The sequence below is a fragment of the Oceanobacillus picturae genome, from assembly GCF_000612865.1.
GTDB lineage: Bacteria > Bacillota > Bacilli > Bacillales > Amphibacillaceae > Oceanobacillus_B > Oceanobacillus_B jordanicus.
The window spans coordinates 555,067-579,350 of sequence record NZ_CCAX010000002.1 but is presented as its reverse complement, the minus strand read 5'-3'; the positions used below and the strand labels follow the sequence as shown (position 1 = coordinate 579,350).

The following is a 24,284-nucleotide window of genomic DNA, read 5'->3' as shown; positions in this document are numbered from 1 at the left end:
TGGATCATTCCCCCTTATAAAAGTTTGGTTTCCATGTTGTTTTTTCGATAATACGATCAAGTACAATTAGCATAGCAGGAAGTACGAGGACTACCATAATGAACGCGAGTAATGCTCCACGTCCCAATAATAATCCAATTGAGCCAACAATCTGATTGGAAGATGTCAGCCATAAAATAAATCCTACACTTGATAGAATGGATGCAGATACTCCAATAGAGAATATCTTTTCATCAATGGTTTTCCTTACAGCTGGTAATGCACGCATTTCTTTGCGATTTTCTTTATAGGCTTCCGTTAACAAAATTGCATAATCGACAGTTGCTGCCAATTGCACTGTACTTATAATCAAATACCCTACGTAAACCAGTGATATATTTGTAAAGTAAGGAATAGATAAATTAATCCATACCGCAGACTGTATTGTCACCAGTAGTACGACTGGGAAGGAAAGAGAACGGAATGTTATAAGTAGCACGATTGCGATTGCCACTACTGTTAAGACATTAACAACCGTATTATCATCTTCCACCACATTCTTCATGTCATACAGGGTGACACTCTCACCTAATAGATGATAGTCATCACTATAATATTGGGAAGCTTTCGCTTTTAATTGCTCAATGAATGCAAAGGTCTCCTCCCCTTCATTATCAATAGCTGAGTTTATGATAATCCTACTGTAATTCTCTGAAAAGAATTGTTCCGTAACCGATTCATCGAGATATTCAGCCGGTATCGCCGGACTAATTGCATCTACATACGATACAGTACTTTTTACTTCGGAAAAATCTTTTATTTCTTGAACCAATTCTTCTTCCTTTGCAATGTCTCCCTTTGGAACTAACAGAACCATCGGGGTATGCTTATCATACACTTGTTCTATCGCAATAGAATCACTTCCAGACCTTGTTGAATCTGGTTGTTCCCCCATTCCATACATAAAGTCGGTTTTCCCCTGTCCTAAGTAGGCAGGAACAATTAATAATAATAGAATGAGCAATGCTGGTATACGAAACTTAATTAAGGTTTTCCCAACATTGCGGATGCTCGGCAGCAACTGTTTGTGCTTCGTTTTATCAATCCAGTGGTAGCACATTAAAGTTAAGGCTGGCAAGAATACCATGACACTAATAAAGCTAAGTGCAATACCCTTCACCAGGTTGACACCTAAATCTGCTCCGATTTCGAAATCCATAAATGTCAGTGCAATAAAACCGAAAAAGGTAGTAGAGGCACTTGCCACGATTGCTGGAAAGGATCGCTTCATAGCCATCTGCATCGCCTTCGCTGGCGTATTTTCTGTCTTACGATAATCTGCAAAACTATGCAGTAGAAATATAGCATAATCCAGCGATACTGCTAGCTGCAAAATTGGCGCAACCGATTGTGTTATGAAAGAGATCTCCCCAAGAAAGATATTTGTACCTAGATTAATCAGCACAGAAATTCCAATAGCTGTTAGGAAAAGGGCTGGTTCTGCCCAAGAATTGGTTGATAGGACCAAAATTAAAATAATAATCGGTATGAGCAACGCTGCTGCATACATGGACTCTTTCCCTGTCATCTTCTGTGAAGTTGCGGTATCTAATGCTTCACCAGACATCGCATTGTCTTCTCCGATTAATTGATAAATGGCATCCGTTGTTTCCACTTCCTTGCCTTCCTCAATATGAAAAGAGAACAAGGCATTTCCATCCTTATAATAGGATTCAACGGTATCCGGGTCGGCCATTTCAATTGGTGTTTTCACATCAAGTGCGTCATCCAGCCATGTTACTTCAGAGACACCCTCAATTGCTTTAAGTTCTTCTTTAAAAGCCAACGCTTCTTGAATACTGACATCCCGCATCATCACACGGGTATTTGCAACCGCCCCATCAAATTCCTCTTCCATGACGTCCATTGCGGTTGTAGATGGCGAATCCTTTGGTAAATAATCCACCATATTATAATTAACAGATACTGCAAATTGCGCAAATACACTAAGTATAGCTACTATAATAAATGTAATAACAATCGATTTTTTTCGTTTAATAATCTGTGATGTCCAGCCGATTGAAGCTCACCCTCTCTTGCGTCCATTATTGAAATCCTATATATTATAATATACACGGTGTTGGATTAACAACAACCAGTATGTTAATTTACGTACAATATCCAACGAAAATAACAATAGTGTTGGATAAATATGTGAAGAAAGTGTGAATTTTTTATGACTGAAAAACTGGACAGACGAAAAAAATATACTCGAATGGTCTTAAAGGATAGCTTGATCGCTTTATTAAAGTCTAAGCCTCTCTCCGCAATCACTGTAAAAGAAATATGTAATCACGCTGATATTAATCGCTCTACCTTTTATACACATTACAAGGACCACTACGATCTGCTAAATAAAATTGAAGAAGAGATTATTGCAGATATGAATACTTATTTAAACGCTCATAACTTCGCCCAGAAAGAAAAAGCAATGCAAACCACGATTAAACTATTGGAGTACATTAAATCAAAGCATGAGATTTGCTATACCCTTCTAATTGAAAATAAAGATACATCTTTTGAGGAAAGAGTTATGGAGGTAGCCAGAAGTTTCTTAATTGATAATTGGACGGATGAGTATGAAGGAGATTCTGCTGATTCTGCCTATATTAGTACATTCATTATTAGTGGCAGCATTCATGTCATTAAACACTGGCTTTCCCGAAATATGGACAGGACACCTCAACAAATTGCAGACATTATTAATACAGTTTGCTACAAGGGGATTGAATAGGTGTGGAGTAATAAGAGTGGATCGCTATTAGTGATTCCTTCCTTTTTCAAGAAAACGAAAAGTTTATCTAAAAAACTAAAACAACACATGACCTTTTTAGAGAAGTTAAGGACATGTGTTGAAGTTTTACACATAAAATAGGACTCTAATTAAAGAGTCCTTTTAAATAGTAATTATTAGTTTTTAGTAACGTTAGTCGCTTGAGGTCCGCGTTGACCTTCTTCAATTTCAAAAGAAACTGATTGACCTTCGTCTAAAGTTTTGAAGCCTTCTCCTTGGATAGCTGAGAAATGTACGAATACATCATCTCCACCTTCAACTTCGATGAAGCCAAAGCCTTTATCTGCGTTAAACCATTTTACTGTACCTTGTTGCATGTTTGTTTCCTCCTGCGTGGTATTCCCACAATTTATTACTATTAATGCTCAATTTAGATAAAAGGTGAAGCGTGTCTTGCGATACTTTCCTCTCAGATCGAGACCGAACAAAAATAATTCTTCTTTAGAATAACAGATAAAATACAGAATGGCAAGTTATATTAAAAAAAATTTTAATAATACTTTTTAGGCAACTGAATGTTTGGTTTTTGAAATCCCAATCCCACTAAATATATAAATAAGCGCGAAGATAATTCCAAGGTATGTCATAGGTGCATAGAGGAAAAATTCTCCTGTTGAGACTTGCAGAGTGTCCGCAACAAATGCTCCTGTTACACCCCACGGTATGATTGGGGATAGAGCGGTTCCGGTATCCTCCATCGTTCTGGACCAATTTTTTCTTTGCAGACCAAATTTATCGTATAGCGGACTAATGATAGGACCAATAACCGCATAGGTTACATAATAGCTACCTGTTATGGTAAATAAAATACCGTGCAGTGTTAAACTAGAGGTCATCATGGCTTTCCCATTTTTAGCAAATTCCACAATTTTATCAAGTAACACTTGTATGACACCCGCCGTTTTTAATGGAGAGCCAAAAATAGCAGCACTTATCAACAAAGCGACTGTACCTAACATACTCGACAATCCACCACGCTGCAAGATCTCATCTACAATCGGTACGTCTGTTACGTCTGTATAACCTCCATCTAATACTGTAAATACTTCCAGAAGCTCTCTTCCCTGAAAAATAATAGCCAACAACACACCTGCAATGATACCTACTCCAAATACAGGAAGTGTCGGTTTTTTAAAGTAAATCAATACCAACACAAGGATTGGTGGAAAAATTAAAAGAGGATTCAAATTAAAATTTTCGTTTAAAGTGGATAAAATAAGCTCCACATTCTCACTATTTTCAATTTGCCCATCAAATTGAAATCCTAGAATGAAATATAAAATTAATGAGATGACATAACCTGGTATTGTGGTCCAGAGCATGTGTTTAATATGGTCCACTAGTCTCACACCAGCCATCGCTGGTGCCATGATCGTCGTATCAGATAAAGGAGATAGTTTGTCTCCGAAAAATGCACCGACCACAATTGCTCCAGCCGTATAATGTAGCGGTACATCGAGGCCAATGGAAACGCCCATTAGCGCAACCCCTACTGTACCAATCGTTCCCCATGATGTTCCTGCCATAATGGACATAACCGAACAAATAATTGCTGTAATAAGTAAGAATAGGGATGGATCAATACTTTTCAGTCCATAGTATACAATTAGTGGAATGGTCCCAGACATCATCCATGCACCAATAAGCATCCCAACAGCGAGTAAAATCAAAATCGGAGGAAGCATGGATTTTAATGTTTCAATTAGGTCTTCTTCAATATTCTTCCACTTTATTCCCCAAATGAGGGACAATATGATAACGACTACTCCAGCCGTAATTAAGACAATTGTTGTAGGGGCATCAAGATATAGAATCCCACCTAAAACGACGGAAAAAGATAAGATAAGCAGTAATATAGCTTTCCATGTTGAAAGATTCATAATGTAGTTCTCCTTTGTGTTTAATTCCTTAGTTCATTGTTGAAAATAAGTAATTAGAGTCTAAGGCTTTATACAAGGTCGCATATCAAAGCAAACCATAAACTCAAAACATATGATTGTGATTAATTTCAATAATAAACCCCTCCATTCTTTGTTAGTATTTTTCGTCTAATGGAGGTTAAAAAAACACACAAAAAAAACAATGATAGAAAAATAACCTATCATTGTTAACAATATGGTATCTTCCATTCGATCAGTAGTCCTCCATGCAGACGTGCATGACAGTATGCCTCTTGTTAAAAGACATCCCAGCAATAATAAGCTTGACCCTTATTACACTTCGGCGAGCATCCCTTTCATCAATCATCTCTGATGTCATACTCCAATTGATTACTGATAATGTTCGCGCCTCTACCTCACCGAGTTGGTAAGGTAATTATTAAATTTTTCAGTATAACTATACATGTCTACTTTTATAATTGCAAGAATATTGTTTTTTGTCGATTGGTTTTGTTATACATTTCATTCACACCGAAATTCCAGTTGATTCTTTCTATAAGAAAAGATTCCTGTCTACCTCATTCATTGCTTCACTTAACCCCATCGCTAATAACAATAGAAATCCAAACCCCATCACAACACCATTCCCTAGCAATCCAACAATTAAAAAGGTAAGTCTTTTAGACTTAATCCAAGAAAAGATAGCTAATACAATTCCAATGGCTGATAAAACAATAAAAATGGTAGCGTCTATATGAATATTAGGATTCGGTCCCCTAAAGAGGAATATAATGAAGCAAATAAACACCATTAGTAGGGAAGCAATACCTAATATCATACCTGTTTTCTTCTTACTATTCATCGAAACTTCTCCTTAATTAGAAAATTATATAGAAAGATTTCCTGTTTATGGTCACCTTTCCCCTTACTTCCGCCAAAACGTGGAACACTCTGCCTTGTCCATCATATTAAAACGAATCATCTTGTCGAGTAATGTGTAATCAACAGCACTGTCCCAAGGGATGCGGACAAGCTGCTTTGTATAATCATAACCAGCCTCTACAATGTCATGGGTGAAATGGTTAATTCCTACCGCCTCTGGAGCCACAGCTAAATGCTTTTTGGAAACACTAAATCCAATAATATAAGTATCATGATCAGTAAACATAGGCTGGTTCCAAGCTATTCTGGACTTTAGATTAGGAAAAGTTTCCTTTACCCAAGTCAAAACCTCTATCATTCTCTCTTGATGTTGTGGGTCAATTTGGTCTACATATTCCTCCAACGTTTCCATGGTTTCCCCCTCCAAATGATAAATATAGTTGTTCAACCTTATCCTACATTAAAATAGAGCTGCATCCAAGTTTGGATACAGCTCTATTTATATCGGTATGAAAATATCGTACAAGCAGTTACTTCATACTGTATATCTATTTAGTGAACTTCTACCGATAGCATTAGTGTGACATATATACAAACTATAAATAAGCAACTAAAAAGCAAGGAAAGAACCATCGGTGCTTTTTTAAAAAAGGACAATATCATTAATCCTATGAACAAAAAGGATAGGAAAAGAAAATATATGGTATTTGGGCCTCCAGCGAAACCAATAGTAGTTCTCGCTTCAATTGGAGCATCGTGAAAAAGCCGAAACAAAGGTGACACCGCTTCATTTGATAAATAATTGCCATGAGGTGGTGGTTGTATCGAGTAAAAGGCTGTTATGGCAAAAATGCCCAATAATATAAGTCCTTCTAAACGAATCCACGGAATAGGATTAAAATTATAATTCTTCGATATTAAGAACTTCATCAGCAAACCATTAATCAATGCGTAAAAAACAAGTGGTAATAGGGATAAGTGTTTAAATAAGATTCCTTGTCCATACGACACCATCCAGGACTCAACATAATGATCCACTATTAAATCCATCATTAATAAACCACTTATAGCCGTCATAACCAAACAGCTAAACGCAACAATGGAGAACCAATTTAAAAATTCAACCCAATTTTTATAGTTACGTGCCCCCCACCCCATAACAAGCACAATGCCCACCCAAATACTCACAGCAGCTAAATGGGTGAAGTCACTTATAACCCCTATAATCGGATCTATTGTACCACTATGACTTGACCAAGCAAGACTTAAGATCAACCCAAATGTCAAGATCAATCCTAAACACGAATAGAGCTTTTTATGAGGTGGCCAAATCATATAGATGAATAGTATTAGCACCACAGAGCCTACAAGCGTGAAATTCCAAGCGTTCCCCACTGTATACGTTGTTAGCACTAGTTTGAAAGACTCAATCCCACCTAAACGCGGTGCAATATATAAAATAATATCCAAAACAGGTACAAATGAAAAAATCGGAACTGTTATGGCACTAATTAGTAGGTATTTCTTTGCGACCCTTATTTCCGGGCGGTACTTGTTTGGTACCAGAAAGAGAATAAAACTTCCAACTAAAATCGATAAAGATAAATATAAAAGTATCTGGCTAATTATAACGACAATTTCCATCCATTACTTCCTTTTTTTAATAAAGTACATAACACCGCCTGCCACGATAATAACAAGAAGGACAACAAGGACGATTACGATAGAAGAGGAACCTTCCTCTGTACCGGTATCTTGGTCTCGTGTAGACTGTTCAGGTGATTCTGTTGTCTCTTCATCTTCAGTTGCTTCTGCTGGGTCTCCGGTCTCTTCTTCATCAGCAGTTTCTTCCTCTGGAGCGTTCATCGTAAATGAAAATTCTCCATCTAGTGGGTGACCGTCTGCACTAATGATATCCCAATCTACTTGATATTCACCATTAGAAAGGGAATTAGCAATAGTAGCTGTTACTGTGTTTTCATCTATTGCAATCTCTTCTACCTCAATGGATTGCCCCTCGGCTGTTGTTACTTCTACCGTACTTCCTTCTTCAATGCTACCGTCGAATGTGAGTACAATTTCTTGTAATGCTTCTGTGACAACTTCTCCATCTTCTGGATTTGATCCTTCTATGTGTGAATGAGCAAACGCGCTATTGGTGATAGACGTTATAAATAAAAACAATGCTACTGCAAAAAATATACGTTTCAAAAAAATTTCCTCCCTTAAGCTATGATGCTATACTTTTTTAGAAGCTCTTTTAAAGCTACTCAAAAACATTATAAATAGAATAAAGCAATCTCATAATACCTCGAAAGAGTGATTATGAATCCAAAACAGCTTAAAGGTATGTATTATTGATAAAATATAGACATATTTTGATGTGAATAGAGGTGTGGGAAAATGAAGTATAAACAGATTAAATGGCTTATTTTAATTACGCCAACCATCACAATTGCCTTGTGGGAGTATGTCCGGCATGAGTTTCTCTTACCATATATCTCCATGGATATGGGAAATTATCTTTCTCCGATATTAGTATTTATTGTTACACTCGTATTTCTGCGCCATCTATTTTCCATGTTAGAAAGGATACAAGAAGAACTTAGGATGGAAAAAACAAAAAAGGCAGCACTCGAGGAAAGAGAAAAACTAGCAAGAGAGCTCCATGATGGAATTGCCCAGTCACTGTTTTTACTGTCCGTTAAAACGAAGAAATTTATTAAAAAGAATCAGTTGGAATATGACCCAGACCTGCAAAAGATTGAACAAACATTGCAGCACGTTCATGAAGATACCCGACAAGCTATTACAAATTTAAGATACATACCAAATAATGAAGCCTTAAGTTGGACAGAAACGATCAATCAGTTTGTTTCAAAAATTAAGGAGCATCATATGGTGGATGTTCACTCAGATTGGTCACTAGATGAAAATATATTATCACCGAAAGAAAAAGTAGAATTATTTGCCTGTATAAAAGAAGCAGTCATGAATGTTATAAAGCATGCGAAAACAAATCAGATATGGATCCATGCAAGAGAAACAAATCATGGCTGGGTTTGCCAAGTTATCGATCAAGGAATCGGATTCACGGATCAAAGGCTTGAGGCTAATAACAGTTACGGACTAGACATCCTTAAAAACAGAGCCCGAGATATGGAATGGGAGTTTACTCTAAAGAGGATAGACAATGAAACGATTATGACATTAAAGAAGGAGCAAATGTAGATGCAGCCTTTTCGAATACTTATTGCCGACGACCACTCACATGCAAGAGAAGGAATCCGCGAAATTTTAGAAGAATATAACGACTTTCTTATCGTAGGAGAAGCAAAGAATGGCGAAGAAGCGATCCGACTTACTGAAGAACTTATGCCAGATATCATTCTAATGGATATCAACATGCCTGTCATCGATGGGCTTGAAGCAACAAAAAAAATTAAATTTCTATTCCCTTATGTAAAGATTGTTATCATTACGGTTTCTGATGATATCACGGACCTGTTTGATGCATTAAAGAAAGGTGCTCAAGGATATTTACTTAAAAACATTCAATCCGATACATGGCTAGAACATTTAAGAGCTTTTGCCTTGGATGAAGTTCCTATGTCCAAAGAAATTGCCCTGCAAGTCCTGAAAGAATTCCCGCAAAGTAAAACGACCAAAGAAAATATCCCCTTGTCTACACGAGAGATAGAGGTATTACAGTTAGTGGCAAAAGGGTTATCAAATAAAGAGATTTCAAAGACACTTTTCATATCGGAGCATACTGTTAAAAGCCACTTGAAAAACATACTAAGTAAACTACATTTAGATAATCGTGTGCAGTTAACAAATTATGCTTTTAAGAAAGGGTTAATTGATTAGTATAAGAAACTTTATCGCTACATCTTTAACCAAAATTTCTATCCAGGAACAAGAGAAGATAGCTGCCTGCACAGAGAACCATTGCAATTCGCGTTATAATATAAGTGAACAGTTCCGATGCAGTTAATTTTCTTTCTCTCTTTACCTTTTTAAAATGTCTATAATAATAAAATGAGCATAAGAGTAGTATTATAGCCGATAATTGAAATACGTTTTCCAATATATTCACCAAAAATATCACCTCATTGAATAACGAATTTTAAAATCCCTTATTTACCCTAAATCTGACTGGTATACCCTGTAATAAGTAGTATAAAACGATTACATTTCCACCTAAATCTGCTAAATGTTCTGCAATTGCTTTCCCTTGTCCCCGATTCACTCCTGTTATGAGAATGACAAGATCTTGTGAACTGCTCCCACCACTTCCCACCCTTATGGGTTGCTTGAAGTGGGGGCTTCTTGGGTAATCATCACTTTTGGTAGCTGACGAAATAGACCAAGCTAACCCTCTTGTTCCAAGAGTTTGTATTTTCATTAGGTAGTTGTTAACAAGCGAATGCCTTCTTTTTTGATATTACGTGCTGCATTATAATCTCTATCCAGATTTAGTCCACACGAACAAGTGTATATCCTCACTTCCATAGGCATTGGTTGGGTCTTTCCGCAACTTGAACACGTTTTGGTAGATGGGAACCATTTGTCAATTTTGATAAGGTGTTTCCCTTGTCCTTTGAGTTTGTACTGTAAGAATGAAGTGAACATTCCCCATCCATTATCAGCAACGCTTTTACCAAATTTAAGTGCTTGTGCCATTCCTTTCATGTCTAAATCTTCAATTACGACAGCATCAAATTTAGAAACTAACGCCTTTGATTTATAGTGCAGAAAGTTCTTCCGTTGATTTGCTACTTTCTCTTGAATCTTAGCTACTCGAATACGCTGTTTATTCCAATTTGAAGAGCCTTTCTTTTTACGGGAAAGTTTACGTTGTTCTTTTGCTAATTTTTCAAGCATTAGTCGATAAAATTTAGGGTAATTGGCTTTCTCACCCTCGCTATCGACAAACAACCCATCCATCGCAAAATCTAATCCCACCACTTTTTCAATTTCTTTGCTTTCTATCTCCTTCTCATATTCTGTAAGAATAGAAATATAGTATTTTCCTGATGCACTCATAGATACGGTACAAGATTTTATTTTGTATTCTAATGGTATCTTTCTATGTTGTTTCATTTTAAGGCTTTTCAATTTAGGTAATTTGATATGACCATCCAACAACTGAATATTTCCATTAACGACATTCGTTGTGTAGCTTTGTTTATGTCGTTTACTTTTGAATCTCGGAAATCGAGCATTTCCTTTGAAAAAGGCTTTATATGCCTTATCTAAATTTAATTGTGCGTTTGCCAACGCTAAAGAATCCACTTCTTTTAGCCATTCGTATTCTTTTTTGAATTTAGCAGGAGTAGGATGTTTTACCTTTTTCCATTCTTCTTTATTCTCTTTTAAGGTTTCATACGTTTCTTTTCGTTCTGCTAACATTTTATTATAAACAAAGCGAACACAACCAAAGGTCTTTCGTATAACGAATTCCTGTTCTTTTGTTGGAAAAAGTCGAAACTTATATGCTTTATGTTGTTTAGCCATATCAAATACCTCACTTTATCCCTTGATTTTCAATGTATTTGTTCACCACTTCAATAGGAGAACCACCAGTCGTTAAGAACCAAAAGCGTCTTGACCAAAACATTTCTTTCCATAACTTTTTACGAACATGAGGAAAGTCCTTCTTGATAAGTCTTGAACTGGCACTTTTATAGGCATTGATAAACTTCGATAATTCACTGTTGAGTTGTGCTTTGAACAATATGGACATGGTCCATATTGTGGTTCCATTCCACCAATGTAATATTATATTTTTCACACAAAGACACAAATTTATCTTTAGCATAGTCTGAAATCGTATCATCTACTACTTTTCTTCGATATTTTACAACTAGCACAAGGTGGTAATACATCAAGAATACCGAATGATTATTGCTGTCTAATTTCATTGTTATATTAGTTCTTATACTTTATACGACTGATCATAACATGTTAAGCAAAGAGCTAGAAGAGAATGCTTTTGGGCTATCTCCCAAACGAAATTCATCCCCTACTTACCGTTGGGCTATGCCCTTCACACGCTTGAAGAAGGGAGACTTCTTTCGTAAATACGTTAAATTAGGCATAAAAACTCTCCTGACTAGATTTTGTTTTCCATATATATCTTTTAATTAAATCCTTAACGATCCACGAAACCCTCTGGAACCATAATAGGATTCCGCTCCATTATGATACAGGAAGACGTGCCCAAAGCGACGGTCACAAAAAAGAGCTCCGCCAAGCTCTCTAATATCAGCTGGAGTTGCCACCCAGGTTGATGTTTTCTTGTCAAATTCCTCAAGTTCTTGTAATGCTCTATATTGTTTTTCCGTTAGCATTTCAATACCCATATCTGCCGCCATATCTATCGCGTTATTTTCTGGCTTATGTTTTTTTCTTGACTCTAAGGCTTTCCGGTCAAAGCAAACACTTCTGCGACCTTTAGGGCTTTCCTTTGAACAATCGTAAAAAATATACTCATCCTTCTCACCATCATAATGGACTACATCTGGCTCTCCTTCTGTTCTTTCCATTTCATTCAGTGACCATAGTTTTTCATAGCTTCCTTCCAGCTTTGCTTGTACCTTTTCCCATTGCAGCTCTTCATGACGATGCATGTTTTTTTCAAAACGTGCTTTCAATGCATTTAATAATGTTTCACGTTGTTCTTGCGATAGTTCCTTCTTATTACTCTGAGCCATATTTATTCCCTCCTTATTTATCTATCACACCTTTTAAAAAATCAATCTTTCTAAGGTCTTTATTATTATTCTGATCTGCCCGGTAACTATCCAGGGAGGACGCCTCATAAACGGCTAAGTATTGACTTTTAGTTAATAAATAATACTTAATATCCCCTTCTTGATGGATCTCTAAATCCTCTAAAGGCACCCCTGCAAACTCTGGTAATGTGTCCATAATACCAAATTCAACTGACAGCTCTCCATTTGAGAATTCATGCTCATGTAAGTCAACTAAGGTGTAGCCTATTGAAATCATTATTTCAACAATCTTTTCCCAATTATGTATTGATAGTTTAGGCGGAGCCTCCCATCCTCTTTCATCTCCTGGTACATGGATATCTAAGTCCTGGGCGTCCCAGTCTTCACCTGTTACAACTTCTAATCCAACAGAGCCCATTAACAGTGGAATAATATCCATTTCATTTAATTTTTTTGTGATGCGAATAAACTCGGCAACCTTATCCATTAAGTCCTGGTCCTCCAGTGTTTTTAGCTTAATATTACCATAAGAGCTTAAACGTTTTTACAATTACAGAAAACCAAATAACAGCCTACCTTTTAAAATTAAATTAGAGGCAATGAATAATTACTACTCTTTAGAATAAGAAGATTTTATTACTTCCTTTGCAAAATTATCACGGGCCCACTCTCCCTCTTTCTTGAACAACGCATATACATATTTACGATTAGTTGGTGGTTCACTTAACCAATTCAATAGTGTCTGAACAATAGGATCCTTATCTGGGAAGTATTTGAGGAAAACTTGAGCTTGTTGTTGAAGTCTAGTAGTCCAGATTTGAGAACGAACCATTACCATCGAATAATATGTTCGGATTAGTTTTCGTGCGAAGCCTTGTGAAGTTATGTTAAAGTCTTGGGTCGATGGTGCTTCTAATTTATTTAACGCGCGTTTTAAGGAATCACCAATATCCCCGTTGAAGGAGATGGGTATTTCGGCTGTAAGCTTATATGGTCCAAAATGATCTCCTACATCCTCCCCGTAAACGCAAACACTTATTTCCTTAAGAAAGGCATTTTCAAAGTAACTTGAAGGATCCATCGTATAGTCATAATCGGCAATAGCGATGCCTACATCACGAACCAGATCTTGATACTTTTGAGAAAGAACTTTTGCAAGTTTCTTTAACTCAACCAACTCATCGGAGCTTAACTTTTTAACAAACATAGCAATAAGATCCAAATCTGACTCTTTTAGAATTGCTTCCCCCCTGGCTACACTGCCGTAAACATAGACACTGTGTAGCTGGTGAGGAAACATTTTTCTAAGACGCTCAACTGATTCTTGGATGGATGGCATATAAACATTATCAATCTTGTCTCTACTCACATCACTTATAATAAAACCATTAGTATCTAAACCATACCCAGTTTTAAGAGTATCCATTTAAATGTTCTCCCCCTTACATTACATGATAAAAGCCTTTTATACCTTTATATAACTTTCGTTTTTTAAGATCTTATTCATCGGAAAGCCTGTTTGATGTATTCATTTACGAAATTAGAATTACTCCACAGTTTCAATCTCGCTTTCATCCAATATCCTTATGTAGTCCAAATACACATTTTCATTTGAAAATCCGCTCCCGTTTACAGAACGATCTGGATAGGCTTCGTGATTCTGTTGATCATATGGAATCCATCCTATAGACATATACTGTTCGGGGGAAAAACGATAATAAAATGTATCCTCTTGTTTAGCTGTTCCAAATTCTGAAAGTGAATCCATAAAGGCCGCCCATTCCTCTGGTAGTTGGAACATGCCGTATGATTTCTCTTCAAAGGAGACTTCCTTCATCATTTGTACTCCTGGTTCGTAATGTTCTATCCCTTTAATAATATGGTATCCTCTATCCTTCCGTAAATAAAACGCTGCATAGCTCAATTGATCTTCGGGATGGATATTCCATACTACCCTATAGGAAGAAGGGTGATTTCTATCGACTTTCCAAAGCATTGGTGTTCCTGTCGTATCAATGGAGGCAATTCTCCATTTATGTCTTTTCCACACCCAATAGCTCAAACTGTAATCATCGTTTTTGGAAATAAAAGGTACAAGCACGTTGTTGTCATCAACAGAAATCGTCTCTTGGATCTCGCTTGCTGCCGCACTAGGAAAACTGTTATTCATTTCTTCGATTAGTCGTTCATTCGTTGGAAAAGAAGTAGGCTTAGAAAAATAAAACCAATATATAATTGCAAGCACTGCAAGAGTTAGAATACCAATTACGATAAGCCAAAGTCTTTTTTTCATTACTTTTGCTCCACCTCCTCTATAACCGATTTTTCGGCGCGAAAATAAAGTTGTTCATTCGTTGTTGAAAGTAATATGCCTTTTCCATCCGCTTCAATATAGATCATAGAAAGAAGACCACTTCCCCATTTAGGTGAAGTTCCAATGAGCTGATAGGGAAAACGTTCATTTATTTCATTTAAGTCAATATCTATGACTGTATCTTCGTACCATTGGATACTATCAACGTCTTCTTGATCTAAGGTTGGGAGTTGATTTAATAGAGTTTCTTTATCTATTGAAGCCTCCTTCCCTGATGGGTGGATCGTTATCAGAGACGCGTCATCAAGGTTTGCTATATATGTAGTTGGATCATCTTTTGGATAAATAACTTCGTGGATTGGTAACGCAAGTAAAGTAGATGCCAAGAATAGATAATTCGCAAAAAATCCTAACCAGGCATAAGGACGATAAACCTGCCACCGCCCATTCTTTCTTCTCAGAAATAAATACAATATCCATACACCGAGTGGCAGGACCGCAAACTCTATTAATGCGTTAAACATCTTCCAATTAATAGAGAATGAGAAAAGCCCAACCACGGTAACAATTAAAATCTTCCATATCTTTGGTTTTACCATTTGCTTCTTATAAATACGATATGTAAAAAAGGCAATGACGCTCCATGCTAAAACCACTGTTATAATCGTTATTATATTAAAAGTATAATTTATATTAATTCCAGACACCTCCTAACCAATTTATTTCGCACTATCACTATTCAATTATATTTACCATTAAAGATTAGAAGGTAGCGTGTTCCTTAATATCCGAATCTGGCCCCTATGATTTAATTCATCTTCAAAGGTATGGAACCATATAAAATAATTATTGGCAGACACACCGCCCCAAGGTGCCTCTTCATATAACCACTCATCTTGTTTGCTTTTAAACTCTTCCAACGTTCTACTACGAACATCTTCCAATTTTTTGATATAGAATTTTAAGGGGTTACCTTTAATCTGCCCTCTGCCTAATTTACCAAGTTCATAAGCAGCTCCCCATTCATCCGTCTCTCGCTCATTTGGCTTTCTATTGTCAAAGAACTCAACTTGAAATCCAAATTCAACCGCAGCCATATGCAGCAATAAAGCACCAATTGAATTGCCATTCTGATGTGGCAAAAAATCCAATTGCTCAACAGTTAATCCTTCTACCGCTTTTAACGTTGTATACCTAGCATAACTCATCATTAATACCAGATGTCCTATTTGAGGCGAGTACCCTTGTATATCTTCAACTTTAAACGTTTTATATTTTTCAAAAATGCTAACTGCAATCACTCCTTCTTGTCCTTTTAACAATTGTATTTTTACCAAGTATATTTTACCATATATTCAAAATAATCTATTTAGTATTTTCACCTTTAGATGCAGTTGAAAATGTTATAGACGGAAATAAAAAACCGGATCCTATTTGAATCCAGCATAAATTTAGTGAGTTATTCTAAATTATCTTCTTTGTAAATAACCTTGTCACAATCCGAGACTCTAAGCTTTTATCCCAAACATAAATATTCAGTAGTTATAGGCAGTAATCATTCCAATCTAAAGTTCAACATACTTTTTCCGATAATCTCGTTTCCTTCTTTCCACAAAAATTCTATAGCATACTGTGCATTGCTATTCTCTTCCCCCACTCCAATCTCTATAGAAGCAGTGTTCGTGTCTATTTCAACCTTTTCTATTACTTTATAATCCTTGGTATCAATTTGATGTAAATTTACTTCAGTAGGATGGGGTTCCATTTCGCTCCATTCAATTAATAACTTATCGCCTAGTTCCACATCGCCAGAATGGATCTCCGAGTATTTATATGTGCTATCGTCACTACAATTATTCCAACATACTTCGTCATAACTATTATCAAATACCAGACCATCTGAATTGATTTTTTTAACAGTAGGCATTGCCATAAATGTAAAGTTCGGAAGCTTTCCTCCAGTTACTTCATTCTGCTGGCTTGTTTTATCAATAACAATATTTGCTATGTATTGAGCCTTATTAGCCGAATCAATAAAGTTAATCTCTAATACATAATTCCCTTCACTTGTTGGGAAATGAAATTCTCTATTATCTTTTAAATTAATGTTCGTTTGCTTTCCATTTTTCCATAAGGAGGCTTTTATCGTTGGATCCGTCCAAATATCTCCACCATTTTCTTCGTTCTCTTTAAATTCCAAGGAGGCTTTTTGATTTGGAGAAACCCTAATTTCATCTTGTGCTGATCCAAATTCTTCGATATTATCGATTGTTTCATCTACTTCTCCACTCGATGAACGCCAGCTAACATTTGCTTCTGTTAATTGTAGATTAATTTTTGAACCAGTTTGCAAATGAGCAATTGGCACACCAACATCATAATCTTCCCCAAAGCACCCTGTCAGTAAAAATATAAACAGGACCCCTACAAAAATGGTATGCTTCGTATTTTTTATGTTAGCATCTTCTTTAAAAAGATGAATAACCTTCAGCCTTTGAGCACACTTAAATATTCTACCCAAGGCCCGACATCCTCTCTATACCTTTCTGACATCACTCTCACTATTTGAGATACATGTGTTAAATCATGAACCACCCATGTGGAGAGTAATTCTCTCAGTTTCACTTTTCCAAATGAGGGATGTTCTCCTGTTAACTCAAACTGGGAATCACCGGTAATCTCTGCCCTAACAAACGCAATATTTTGTCCTCGCAGACGTTTAAACTCCTCCAGCTTTTCACTTATAGAGCTCTGCGAAGGATTGGTTAGATGTGCATCTCGATCAAATGGTGGGAATACTCTATTTCCCGTATTTCCCCTCTCCTCCAGAATAGTTTTTATTCTTGGGATCCAATTGCTTTTCTCACACTCAATTAAATGCTCAACCACCTGGGTTGAATTCCATGTTCCTTCCCCTTCGTTGCATTGCAACCATTCGTCTGATAAGCCAACCAATAAGCTTTCTAATGTCTTTGGCGTTCTTTCTAAAACCTCAATTGCTTCTTTGAGATTAAAATTCATATATAGCCCTCCTTCAACCTTTCCCTATAAATAAACAAGGCAAAGACGATCATTTTCGCTATTGCTTGATGTGAAATTATGCTGATTAAATGATAGATATTCCAACACAAGCTTAGCACTTCTATTATTCTTTTCTACAGCTATGCAGGAATATCCTTTGCAATAACAAAAGAAGGCCAATCCCCTGGATCAGATCACCCTTCTTTTGCTATTGCATTCCTATAGAATGGAATTTATCCCTTCACCCAATACTCCGTACAATCTCTACTTCGATTCATAAACCCATACTCGATAAGGTATCTCCTTATTGTTACATAGTCACTGTATATGGATTTTAGTATTTCATTTATTTCTTTTTCTGTGTAAACTTTATCTACCTTAAATCGAGTCATAATGTTTTGTAGGACAATGACCTTTCGTTTTTCCTTACTAGGGAATGTATCTAATTGGCCATCTAAGCCTTGTTTAAAATAGGTTGATAACACTTTTTCCTTCTCTTCCTCTGTGATTGCATAACGATCATCCACCATTTTTGCCCCCTTGTGAAAATGTATAAACTTATCATCATTCTTTTTGTCCGAGCTCTTATGCAGTAAATTCATTAGTGTAAGAAATACCTTTGCTTGCTTTTCCTTTTCTTTCAGTTTAAATCTGTGATTACGAATGGTTGAAGGACTTCCCCCACCTTGCGCTTCTACGATTTCTTTATCACTAAATCCTTTCATAAAATAATCAAGAATTTCTCTTTGTTGTTCGGTTAATCCTGTGTACTTTTTATCTAAGTGTATTAAATAATCAAATACTGAAGTATGGACATCCTCTATGTGTCGTTTAACGGCTTTTTTGGCTTCATACAAAGTGCCATCAAGTGGATAAATGATTCCATCTTCAAAACCTTCGTTGCAAAGAAGGCAAACATACGCATCATTCAAGTCGTCGTAAACATACCCATTAGTCATTTCCTCTACCGTTGCATTCCAAAAGCGTTCTTCCGCATTAATTTGCAAACACCACCTATAAATATCTCAATTATAGTAAACATTTTATACTATTGTTTACTTATTTTCAATGGAAAGAAAAACTGATTTAATATATGAATTCAATTACAAACAATAGGATAGAGTATATAACGTTTATTTTTAATCAAGAGGGGTAAAAAATTCACTGATTGATTTTTATAAAGAGGCCTTTCTGTATATAATTGGTTGCACTCGAAATTGTACAGCCAGTCATGCTAATCGCAGTTTGTTTTCAAAGGGAGGGATAAATTCGTTGAATACAACTTTTCTTATTATAGGAGCTATTATTCTGATCGTGACCTTCATTGACATCTTTTGGACAGCATTATGGGTGGATGGCGCAGCAGGCCCGCTTTCTAAAACGCTAACCACGATTTGCTGGAAGGGCCTGCACAAAATAAGTGGAGAGAAGTCAAAGCTTTTGAGCCTATCTGGCCCGCTCATCCTAACAATGACGTTACTTATGTGGGTTTTATTAATATGGACGGGATGGACATTGTTTTTTGCAGCGGAAGAAGCATCTCTCATAGATACACAGAATAGGGGGCCTATATCCTGGTCAGATAGAATTTACTTTACTGGGTTTACACTGTTTACATTGGGAATAGGAGATTTCATTCCTAAAGAAGGTTTCTGGCAAATTGCTACATCGATTGCAACTGGGAGTGGGATGCTATTTGTTACCTTTGGCGTATCTTATGTCCTGTCTGTTGTTGGAGCCGTAACACAGAAACGCTCCTTTGCAGATAGTGTAACAGGTCAAGCTGAAAATGCAGAGACTCTCGTTAAGCAAGGATGGGATGGAACGGACTTTCATAGTATCGATTTATTCTTAAAGGAACATGCATCACAGCTAACTACTCTAACCCAGCAACATAAAGCATATCCAATCCTTCACTACTTTCACAGTGAAAAGGACGAACAAGCTTCTTCCGTGGCTGTGGCCATATTCGACGAAGCTTTAACCTTATATACTTTCGGGGTCCCTAAACAGTATCAACTCAATAAAGTTTGGATTAAAGAAGCACGCTCAAGTGTTCAAAGCTATTTAGGTACGCTTCATGCAGCGTTTATCAATCCAGCAGACAATGTTCCACCAGCACCAGATATAACTATGCTTCGTTCCGCAAATTTACCTACAGTCACTGATGAGGAGTTTGAAAGTTGCTTAGCTCAACTTAAGAACAAGAGAAAAAAGTTACGAGGTATGGTTCAAGCAGATGACAGGAGTTGGCCGAAGGAAAGTACATGATCATTTAAGTGCAAAACCATCTATTTGTTTTACTGAAAAAAATAGATGGTTTCATATTCTTCAGTTTTATTATCTGGACTTCTTAAAAGGACGTTCACTTCAAATATTAGTATAATGTTTTACTCCTTAATATTTTAAACGATAATCTTATATATCATGTATAAACCAAAGTAGGATAACTTTAGAATACTTATTAACATAGAAATTAAATAAAAGCTTTGACCATTATGATGTCTGTTTGCTCTTCATCACCCATATAAAAAGAGTGCGATCCAGTTTGAACAAACCCCATTTTCTTATAGAAAGCAATAGCATTTTCGTTCTTTTCCCATACCCCTAACCAAATTTCCTTTTTACTATGCTCTATTGCAATTTCTATGGATTTATTTATCAGATATTTACCCAGGCCATGTTTTTGATATTCGTTCTTTATATAAATTCTTTCAATTTCAAGTGAATTATCACCCATCTCTTCAGACTGAGCATCGTTTGTATTGATTTTTAGGTAACCGACAACTTCATTATTGTAATAAACAAAGAAGAATTCTGAATAGATATTGGCCAATTCCATTTCCAACTGTTGAGAATTAAAAGCTTTTTCCTGATAAGCTTTCATATTTTCAGGTGAATTTTGGGCTTCGAATGTGTTTTTAAATGTTTCAATACTTATTTCTTGGAGCATTTTTAAATCTTCAAGGTTGCATTTAGTTAATTTCACAGTCATTTAAATATGTCACTCCTTTATTAATAATTTCTCTTGTTTCCTTTTTTAACAGATTCCCAGTCTTTTTCTATATTTTTTCTCATTCTTTGAAGAAGATGGAACATGGTTTCCTCCTCATCCTCCGAAAATCCACCTAATGCTACGTTATTCGAATAATCATTCTCTCTTTTTATATAAGGGTAAACGCTTTGTCCTTTATTCGTAGGGAAAAGTTTCTTGTTTTTTTTATTATGGTAATCAATTTTCTTTTCAATAAAACCATTAATTTCAAGTTTTTTTATAGCCCGCGCTGCTGTAGTTCGATCCACTTTTATCAGTTCCGCTAACTTCTCTTGAATGATTCCTGGATTTTCACAAATGCGGACAATATACAAATACTGCCCTTTGGTAAGGTCGTATTCTTTAAATTCTATATTACTTATAGAATCTAATGCCCTTGCTATCATGCCAATTTCGCGTAGAATCTCTTTCATAAGAATGCTCCTTCAAAACAATTTTATTGCAAATACAACAAAGTATACACAAATTAAATTTAACCTATTTATGATGCATTTGCAACATAAATATAACTGGAAATGGGTTTATTGAAGATTAAATAAAGTCGTTAGTTTGGGTGGAGGAAAAAATAAATCTCAATAAAAAATAGAAAGGAGCTAGTAAACGAATTGCAAGAACTTCAGATAAGCTGTAAGTTTATAAACCCTACATAAACTCAATTGAAATTTGTTGGGCTTAAATGATTCCAAATAAAAAAGCAGTGCAGATTTAACAAAATTATAATCGCACTGCTTTATCAGAAGTATTAACTTTTCTTTAAATAGGTATGTCATTAATCTCTTATTTTCTAACTACTGGGATCCACATTTCTCCAAAAACCAAGCCGTTTTTCCGGCCCATCTCTACTGTTGTATTTGGCCCACCAACATAGGCAATGTCTTTTGCTTCTGGTAAAACTTCGCCGAAGGCAATAGCAGAAACTTTATTGTTTAGTTCTTCAGCTGTTTCACCTTCTCCTTTCACAACTAAATATTCTCCCTTAGGAAATTGGATCACTCTCGCTTCTTCAGGTGCCGCTGATGCTTCTGCCAAAACGCCGGCATAATGCATCATCTTGTTATTAACCGCTTCGTTCACTGCAAAAATGTAATCATTTTTCGCCATGCTTTTTAATGTTTCAAGTTTTCCATCTTGGCTAACTTCCTGCCAAAAGTCTGCCTTTTCTTTACTTAATCCAGAAAAGTCGGTGTAATGGCTTTTTAACTCTGTTCCCAACCCTATTACTGTAAAGCCATCTTTTTCTTCAAGGATATAATCTGCCATATTCAAAACCTGCCTTCTAATAAATTTATCAAACGATTTGTTAACATCACTTGATGTGTATATAATAACAATAAACTGTGTCAAAAAGTGATACTGTTAAGGAGACCTCTATGAAAAAAATTGAACGAATTAATTTGATCATGCGGTATATTAACAATCGGGCTCACTTTACAGTTTCTGAAATTATGCATGAATTTAGTATTTCCCGTTCAACAGCAATTAGAGATATTAGAGAAATTGAATCTATGGGGATGCCTCTGGTTTCGGAAGTTGGAAGGGATGGGGGCTACGCTGTCATGCACAATTCTCTACTGCCTGAGGTACGTTTTACCGACAATGAAGTCAAAGCACTTTTTATTGCCTTTTTAGCTACAAGAAATCAACAACTTCCCTATCTGAAAAGCCGCCAGTCTATAGCTGAAAAATTACTAAGCCTTATCTCAGAAAACCAGCAAGATGACCTTATCTTTTTAAATAAAATCTTGCTTTTTGAAGGGACCAATCCTCACAACCCCGACATACTTGAACTTTCAGATATTCCAGACCCTATATTAGAAAAACTTTTCCTAACCTTGCTTTTGGATAGATATTTCCTGATCACGATCCAAGAAGATAACGTAACGAAGTCGTACCCAATATTCCTTCTTCACCTTTATCAAGAAAATGGCAATTGGTTTCTTGAAGGATTTGACTTAAAAGAAGAAAAGAAACGAATTATCTCAATTAACCATCTAACAGATGTCAAAAACTACTCGTCAAAAAAAGCATTAAGTGAGCAAGAGATAGTAGAAAAGCTAAGTGAGCAGGATGAAGAAGTCAATATCATTCTTGAACTTGGTCCAAAAGCGATTAACCAGTTTAAAAAGTACCATCCCTTTAAAATAACCATTTCCTACGTTGATCCTTACCAATCTGCAGCCATTCTAAAAACTTTTGTAGACGTCTATAGAACTGACGAGGTGGACGGAATAACAAATTGGATACTTTTCTTAGGTGACGATATTAAGATTAGGGAATTGCCAGAAATAATTTCAAAAAAATTACAAGAAAGAGTACATTTATATTGCCCATAATTGTTACTAAAGATCCCCTTACATGAGGAAATGTACACGCTTATTCGTCAGTTTACTAGTGTTGAAAAAACCAGACTAAAACGTAAAAAATCAGTAAAAGCACAAAAATAGAAAAATTGGCTGAAGTGAGCGGTTTATTACCACTACACACCAGCCAATTAACTGCTTTATATATATTTTTCTTATGGTTGTCAAATTAATTAACGCTTCCCTGTTCCACAGACTCTTCAGCATTTTGCTCCCCGAAGCTATCAAGCAATGCGCGTACTTCCTCTGTTGTTTCTGTGCTCATCAGTTGATTTCTCAACTCACTAGCCCCTCTGAATCCTCGCACATAAATCTTAAAGAAGCGGCGCAAAGGCTTCATCGGCCTTGGTTCTATTTTGGCATATTTATCATGAAGATCCAGCTGCATTCTTAAGAGATCAAGGTACTCTTCACTACTATGCTCTTTCGGCTCTTTTTCAAAGGCAAATGGATTTGTGAAGACACCGCGTCCAATCATGACCCCGTCAACACCGTATTTCTCAACAAGTTCCATACCAGTTTGACGATCTGGGATATCCCCATTAATTGTCAGTAGTGTATCTGGTGCTACCTCATCACGAAGTTTCTTGATTTCTGGGATTAACTCCCAATGAGCATCTACCTTACTCATTTCTTTTCTTGTACGCAGGTGAATGGATAGGTTCACTATGTCTTGTTCTAGGAGATGTCTCAACCAATCATGCCATTCATCTACCTGTGTGTAACCTAGTCGTGTTTTTACACTTACAGGTAATCCACCCGCTTTGGCAGCCTGGATCAGCTCTGCTGCCAATTCCGGACGACGAATAAGGCCACTTCCCTTTCCGTTCCCAGCCACATTTGCTACAGGGCAGCCCATATTGATATCTAGGCCTTTAAATCCTAGTTCTGCCATCCCTATACTCATTTGGCGGAAGTATTCAGGCTTATCTCCCCAAATGTGCGCAACAATCGGTTGTTCATCCTCTGTAAAGGTCAAACGCCCACGAACACTTTGCTTTCCTTCTGGATGACAATAGCTTTCAGAATTAGTGAACTCAGTAAAAAATACATCAGGTCTTCCAGCTTCACTTATTACATGACGAAAAACTACATCTGTCACATCTTCCATTGGTGCTAATATAAAAAACGGCCGTGGTAAATCACGCCAGAAATTCTCTTTCATATATATTCAAATCCTCTCATTACGGAATAACAAG

27 protein-coding genes, 1 pseudogene and 1 riboswitch are annotated in these 24,284 nt (G+C 36.4%); of the genes and pseudogenes, 5 read left to right on the top strand and 23 right to left on the bottom strand.

Going from position 1 to position 24,284, the window contains the following annotated elements; genetic code table 11:
- Positions 1–4: 4 nt before the first annotated feature.
- On the bottom strand, positions 5–1,948 hold the full coding sequence (locus BN988_RS13895) for an efflux RND transporter permease subunit (protein WP_036577361.1): 1,944 nt from the start codon (positions 1,946–1,948) through the stop codon (positions 5–7).
- Positions 1,949–2,215: 267 nt separating this feature from the next.
- On the opposite strand from BN988_RS13895, the gene BN988_RS13890 reads away from it, so the two are divergent.
- Complete coding sequence (locus tag BN988_RS13890; protein WP_036577360.1) at positions 2,216–2,773, top strand: TetR/AcrR family transcriptional regulator; 558 nt, start codon at positions 2,216–2,218, stop codon at positions 2,771–2,773.
- A gap of 176 nt (positions 2,774–2,949) precedes the next feature.
- On the opposite strand, the gene BN988_RS13885 is transcribed toward BN988_RS13890, so the two are convergent.
- From BN988_RS13885 to BN988_RS13860, 6 genes are all read right to left on the bottom strand, one after another.
- Entirely contained in the window at positions 2,950–3,150 is a 201-nt protein-coding gene (locus BN988_RS13885; RefSeq protein WP_036577358.1) for a cold-shock protein, read from the bottom strand.
- A gap of 186 nt (positions 3,151–3,336) precedes the next feature.
- Positions 3,337–4,713 (bottom strand): Na+/H+ antiporter NhaC, encoded by a 1,377-nt coding sequence (gene nhaC / locus BN988_RS13880; protein WP_036577357.1) that lies wholly within the window; start codon positions 4,711–4,713, stop codon positions 3,337–3,339.
- Positions 4,714–4,962: 249 nt separating this feature from the next.
- Positions 4,963–5,135: riboswitch (Lysine riboswitch) on the bottom strand.
- A gap of 131 nt (positions 5,136–5,266) precedes the next feature.
- Positions 5,267–5,575, bottom strand: a complete 309-nt coding sequence (locus BN988_RS13875; RefSeq protein ID WP_036577356.1) for a hypothetical protein — start codon at positions 5,573–5,575, stop codon at positions 5,267–5,269.
- Positions 5,576–5,638: 63 nt separating this feature from the next.
- Complete coding sequence (locus BN988_RS13870) at positions 5,639–6,007, bottom strand: iron chaperone (RefSeq protein WP_036577355.1); 369 nt, start codon at positions 6,005–6,007, stop codon at positions 5,639–5,641.
- A gap of 140 nt (positions 6,008–6,147) precedes the next feature.
- Positions 6,148–7,239 (bottom strand): copper resistance D family protein, encoded by a 1,092-nt coding sequence (locus BN988_RS13865; protein WP_036577354.1) that lies wholly within the window; start codon positions 7,237–7,239, stop codon positions 6,148–6,150.
- A gap of 3 nt (positions 7,240–7,242) precedes the next feature.
- Entirely contained in the window at positions 7,243–7,806 is a 564-nt protein-coding gene (locus BN988_RS13860) for a copper resistance CopC family protein (RefSeq protein WP_036577353.1), read from the bottom strand.
- A 192-nt stretch (positions 7,807–7,998) separates the two neighbouring features.
- Between BN988_RS13860 and BN988_RS13855 the strand changes: the two genes are divergently transcribed.
- Both BN988_RS13855 and BN988_RS13850 read left to right on the top strand, forming a co-directional pair.
- Positions 7,999–8,826, top strand: a complete 828-nt coding sequence (locus BN988_RS13855) for a sensor histidine kinase (protein ID WP_036577352.1) — start codon at positions 7,999–8,001, stop codon at positions 8,824–8,826.
- Positions 8,827–9,465 carry a response regulator gene (locus BN988_RS13850; RefSeq protein ID WP_036577351.1) on the top strand — a complete coding sequence of 213 codons (639 nt, stop codon included), beginning with the start codon at positions 8,827–8,829 and terminating at the stop codon, positions 9,463–9,465.
- 259 nt (positions 9,466–9,724) lie between these two features.
- On the opposite strand, the gene BN988_RS13845 is transcribed toward BN988_RS13850, so the two are convergent.
- From BN988_RS13845 to BN988_RS13790, 12 genes and pseudogenes are all read right to left on the bottom strand, one after another.
- Positions 9,725–10,003: an SDR family oxidoreductase gene (locus BN988_RS13845; RefSeq protein ID WP_036577350.1), complete on the bottom strand. Its 279-nt coding sequence runs from the start codon at positions 10,001–10,003 to the stop codon at positions 9,725–9,727.
- On the bottom strand, positions 10,003–11,115 hold the full coding sequence (locus tag BN988_RS13840; protein WP_036577349.1) for an RNA-guided endonuclease TnpB family protein: 1,113 nt from the start codon (positions 11,113–11,115) through the stop codon (positions 10,003–10,005). The genes BN988_RS13845 and BN988_RS13840 overlap by 1 nt, the downstream gene beginning before the upstream one ends.
- 10 nt (positions 11,116–11,125) lie before the next feature.
- Positions 11,126–11,522: pseudogene (tnpA, locus tag BN988_RS13835) on the bottom strand (IS200/IS605 family transposase).
- Between the two features lie 222 nt (positions 11,523–11,744).
- Entirely contained in the window at positions 11,745–12,314 is a 570-nt protein-coding gene (locus BN988_RS13830; protein WP_036577348.1) for a DUF4256 domain-containing protein, read from the bottom strand.
- A 13-nt stretch (positions 12,315–12,327) separates the two neighbouring features.
- Complete coding sequence (locus tag BN988_RS13825) at positions 12,328–12,822, bottom strand: hypothetical protein (RefSeq protein WP_036577347.1); 495 nt, start codon at positions 12,820–12,822, stop codon at positions 12,328–12,330.
- 123 nt (positions 12,823–12,945) lie between these two features.
- Positions 12,946–13,761: a nucleotidyltransferase family protein gene (locus BN988_RS13820; protein ID WP_036577346.1), complete on the bottom strand. Its 816-nt coding sequence runs from the start codon at positions 13,759–13,761 to the stop codon at positions 12,946–12,948.
- Positions 13,762–13,881: 120 nt separating this feature from the next.
- Positions 13,882–14,628, bottom strand: coding sequence for a hypothetical protein (locus BN988_RS13815; protein WP_036577345.1), 747 nt, complete (start codon positions 14,626–14,628; stop codon positions 13,882–13,884).
- Positions 14,628–15,305, bottom strand: a complete 678-nt coding sequence (locus BN988_RS13810; RefSeq protein ID WP_231495245.1) for a hypothetical protein — start codon at positions 15,303–15,305, stop codon at positions 14,628–14,630. The genes BN988_RS13815 and BN988_RS13810 overlap by 1 nt, the downstream gene beginning before the upstream one ends.
- Before the next feature lie 99 nt (positions 15,306–15,404).
- Positions 15,405–15,860, bottom strand: coding sequence for a DinB family protein (locus BN988_RS13805; protein ID WP_051558001.1), 456 nt, complete (start codon positions 15,858–15,860; stop codon positions 15,405–15,407).
- A 344-nt stretch (positions 15,861–16,204) separates the two neighbouring features.
- Entirely contained in the window at positions 16,205–17,170 is a 966-nt protein-coding gene (locus BN988_RS19100) for a hypothetical protein (RefSeq protein ID WP_187120251.1), read from the bottom strand.
- Positions 17,137–17,670 carry a DinB family protein gene (locus BN988_RS13795; protein ID WP_036577343.1) on the bottom strand — a complete coding sequence of 178 codons (534 nt, stop codon included), beginning with the start codon at positions 17,668–17,670 and terminating at the stop codon, positions 17,137–17,139. The genes BN988_RS19100 and BN988_RS13795 overlap by 34 nt, the downstream gene beginning before the upstream one ends.
- A gap of 233 nt (positions 17,671–17,903) precedes the next feature.
- Complete coding sequence (locus tag BN988_RS13790) at positions 17,904–18,629, bottom strand: DUF2087 domain-containing protein (protein WP_051557998.1); 726 nt, start codon at positions 18,627–18,629, stop codon at positions 17,904–17,906.
- A 313-nt stretch (positions 18,630–18,942) separates the two neighbouring features.
- Here BN988_RS13790 and BN988_RS13785 point away from each other — a divergent pair, with 313 nt between their 5' ends.
- A complete protein-coding gene (locus BN988_RS13785; protein ID WP_036577342.1) occupies positions 18,943–19,941 on the top strand; it encodes an ion channel in 999 nt (332 codons plus the stop codon).
- Positions 19,942–20,146: 205 nt separating this feature from the next.
- Here BN988_RS13785 and BN988_RS13780 read toward each other — a convergent pair whose 3' ends face one another.
- From BN988_RS13780 to BN988_RS13770, 3 genes are all read right to left on the bottom strand, one after another.
- The gene (locus BN988_RS13780; protein WP_036577341.1) at positions 20,147–20,665 is read right to left on the bottom strand and encodes a GNAT family N-acetyltransferase; all 519 of its coding nucleotides are present in this window, start codon (positions 20,663–20,665) and stop codon (positions 20,147–20,149) included.
- A 20-nt stretch (positions 20,666–20,685) separates the two neighbouring features.
- Entirely contained in the window at positions 20,686–21,138 is a 453-nt protein-coding gene (locus BN988_RS13775; protein ID WP_036577340.1) for a MarR family winged helix-turn-helix transcriptional regulator, read from the bottom strand.
- A gap of 364 nt (positions 21,139–21,502) precedes the next feature.
- Positions 21,503–21,985: a GyrI-like domain-containing protein gene (locus BN988_RS13770; RefSeq protein WP_036577339.1), complete on the bottom strand. Its 483-nt coding sequence runs from the start codon at positions 21,983–21,985 to the stop codon at positions 21,503–21,505.
- Between the two features lie 110 nt (positions 21,986–22,095).
- Between BN988_RS13770 and BN988_RS13765 the strand changes: the two genes are divergently transcribed.
- The gene (locus BN988_RS13765; RefSeq protein ID WP_036577338.1) at positions 22,096–23,058 is read left to right on the top strand and encodes a helix-turn-helix transcriptional regulator; all 963 of its coding nucleotides are present in this window, start codon (positions 22,096–22,098) and stop codon (positions 23,056–23,058) included.
- Between the two features lie 196 nt (positions 23,059–23,254).
- Here BN988_RS13765 and BN988_RS13760 read toward each other — a convergent pair whose 3' ends face one another.
- Positions 23,255–24,250, bottom strand: a complete 996-nt coding sequence (locus tag BN988_RS13760; protein WP_036577337.1) for a tRNA dihydrouridine synthase — start codon at positions 24,248–24,250, stop codon at positions 23,255–23,257.
- Between the last annotated feature and the right edge of the window lie 34 nt (positions 24,251–24,284).

Bases quoted from the DNA above. Each gene is read 5' to 3' on its own strand.
- BN988_RS13890 (WP_036577360.1), top strand. From the start codon at position 2,216: ATGACTGAAAAACTGGACAGACGAAAAAAATATACTCGAATGGTCTTA.
- BN988_RS13885 (WP_036577358.1), bottom strand. From the start codon at position 3,150: ATGCAACAAGGTACAGTAAAATGGTTTAACGCAGATAAAGGCTTTGGC.
- BN988_RS13850 (WP_036577351.1), top strand. From the start codon at position 8,827: ATGCAGCCTTTTCGAATACTTATTGCCGACGACCACTCACATGCAAGA.
- BN988_RS13820 (WP_036577346.1), bottom strand. From the start codon at position 13,761: ATGGATACTCTTAAAACTGGGTATGGTTTAGATACTAATGGTTTTATT.
- BN988_RS13760 (WP_036577337.1), bottom strand. From the start codon at position 24,250: ATGAAAGAGAATTTCTGGCGTGATTTACCACGGCCGTTTTTTATATTA.
- BN988_RS13790 (WP_051557998.1), bottom strand. From the start codon at position 18,629: ATGACTAATGGGTATGTTTACGACGACTTGAATGATGCGTATGTTTGC.
- BN988_RS13845 (WP_036577350.1), bottom strand. From the start codon at position 10,003: ATGAAAATACAAACTCTTGGAACAAGAGGGTTAGCTTGGTCTATTTCG.
- BN988_RS13895 (WP_036577361.1), bottom strand. From the start codon at position 1,948: ATGGTGGATTATTTACCAAAGGATTCGCCATCTACAACCGCAATGGAC.
- BN988_RS13780 (WP_036577341.1), bottom strand. From the start codon at position 20,665: ATGACTGTGAAATTAACTAAATGCAACCTTGAAGATTTAAAAATGCTC.
- BN988_RS13795 (WP_036577343.1), bottom strand. From the start codon at position 17,670: ATGAATTTTAATCTCAAAGAAGCAATTGAGGTTTTAGAAAGAACGCCA.
- BN988_RS13855 (WP_036577352.1), top strand. From the start codon at position 7,999: ATGAAGTATAAACAGATTAAATGGCTTATTTTAATTACGCCAACCATC.
- BN988_RS13815 (WP_036577345.1), bottom strand. From the start codon at position 14,628: ATGAAAAAAAGACTTTGGCTTATCGTAATTGGTATTCTAACTCTTGCA.
- BN988_RS13765 (WP_036577338.1), top strand. From the start codon at position 22,096: ATGAAAAAAATTGAACGAATTAATTTGATCATGCGGTATATTAACAAT.
- BN988_RS13770 (WP_036577339.1), bottom strand. From the start codon at position 21,985: ATGGCAGATTATATCCTTGAAGAAAAAGATGGCTTTACAGTAATAGGG.
- BN988_RS13805 (WP_051558001.1), bottom strand. From the start codon at position 15,860: ATGATGAGTTATGCTAGGTATACAACGTTAAAAGCGGTAGAAGGATTA.
- BN988_RS13830 (WP_036577348.1), bottom strand. From the start codon at position 12,314: ATGGCTCAGAGTAATAAGAAGGAACTATCGCAAGAACAACGTGAAACA.
- BN988_RS13865 (WP_036577354.1), bottom strand. From the start codon at position 7,239: ATGGAAATTGTCGTTATAATTAGCCAGATACTTTTATATTTATCTTTA.
- BN988_RS13870 (WP_036577355.1), bottom strand. From the start codon at position 6,007: ATGGAAACGTTGGAGGAATATGTAGACCAAATTGACCCACAACATCAA.
- BN988_RS13775 (WP_036577340.1), bottom strand. From the start codon at position 21,138: ATGAAAGAGATTCTACGCGAAATTGGCATGATAGCAAGGGCATTAGAT.
- nhaC (WP_036577357.1), bottom strand. From the start codon at position 4,713: ATGAATCTTTCAACATGGAAAGCTATATTACTGCTTATCTTATCTTTT.
- BN988_RS13825 (WP_036577347.1), bottom strand. From the start codon at position 12,822: ATGGATAAGGTTGCCGAGTTTATTCGCATCACAAAAAAATTAAATGAA.
- BN988_RS13875 (WP_036577356.1), bottom strand. From the start codon at position 5,575: ATGAATAGTAAGAAGAAAACAGGTATGATATTAGGTATTGCTTCCCTA.
- BN988_RS13840 (WP_036577349.1), bottom strand. From the start codon at position 11,115: ATGGCTAAACAACATAAAGCATATAAGTTTCGACTTTTTCCAACAAAA.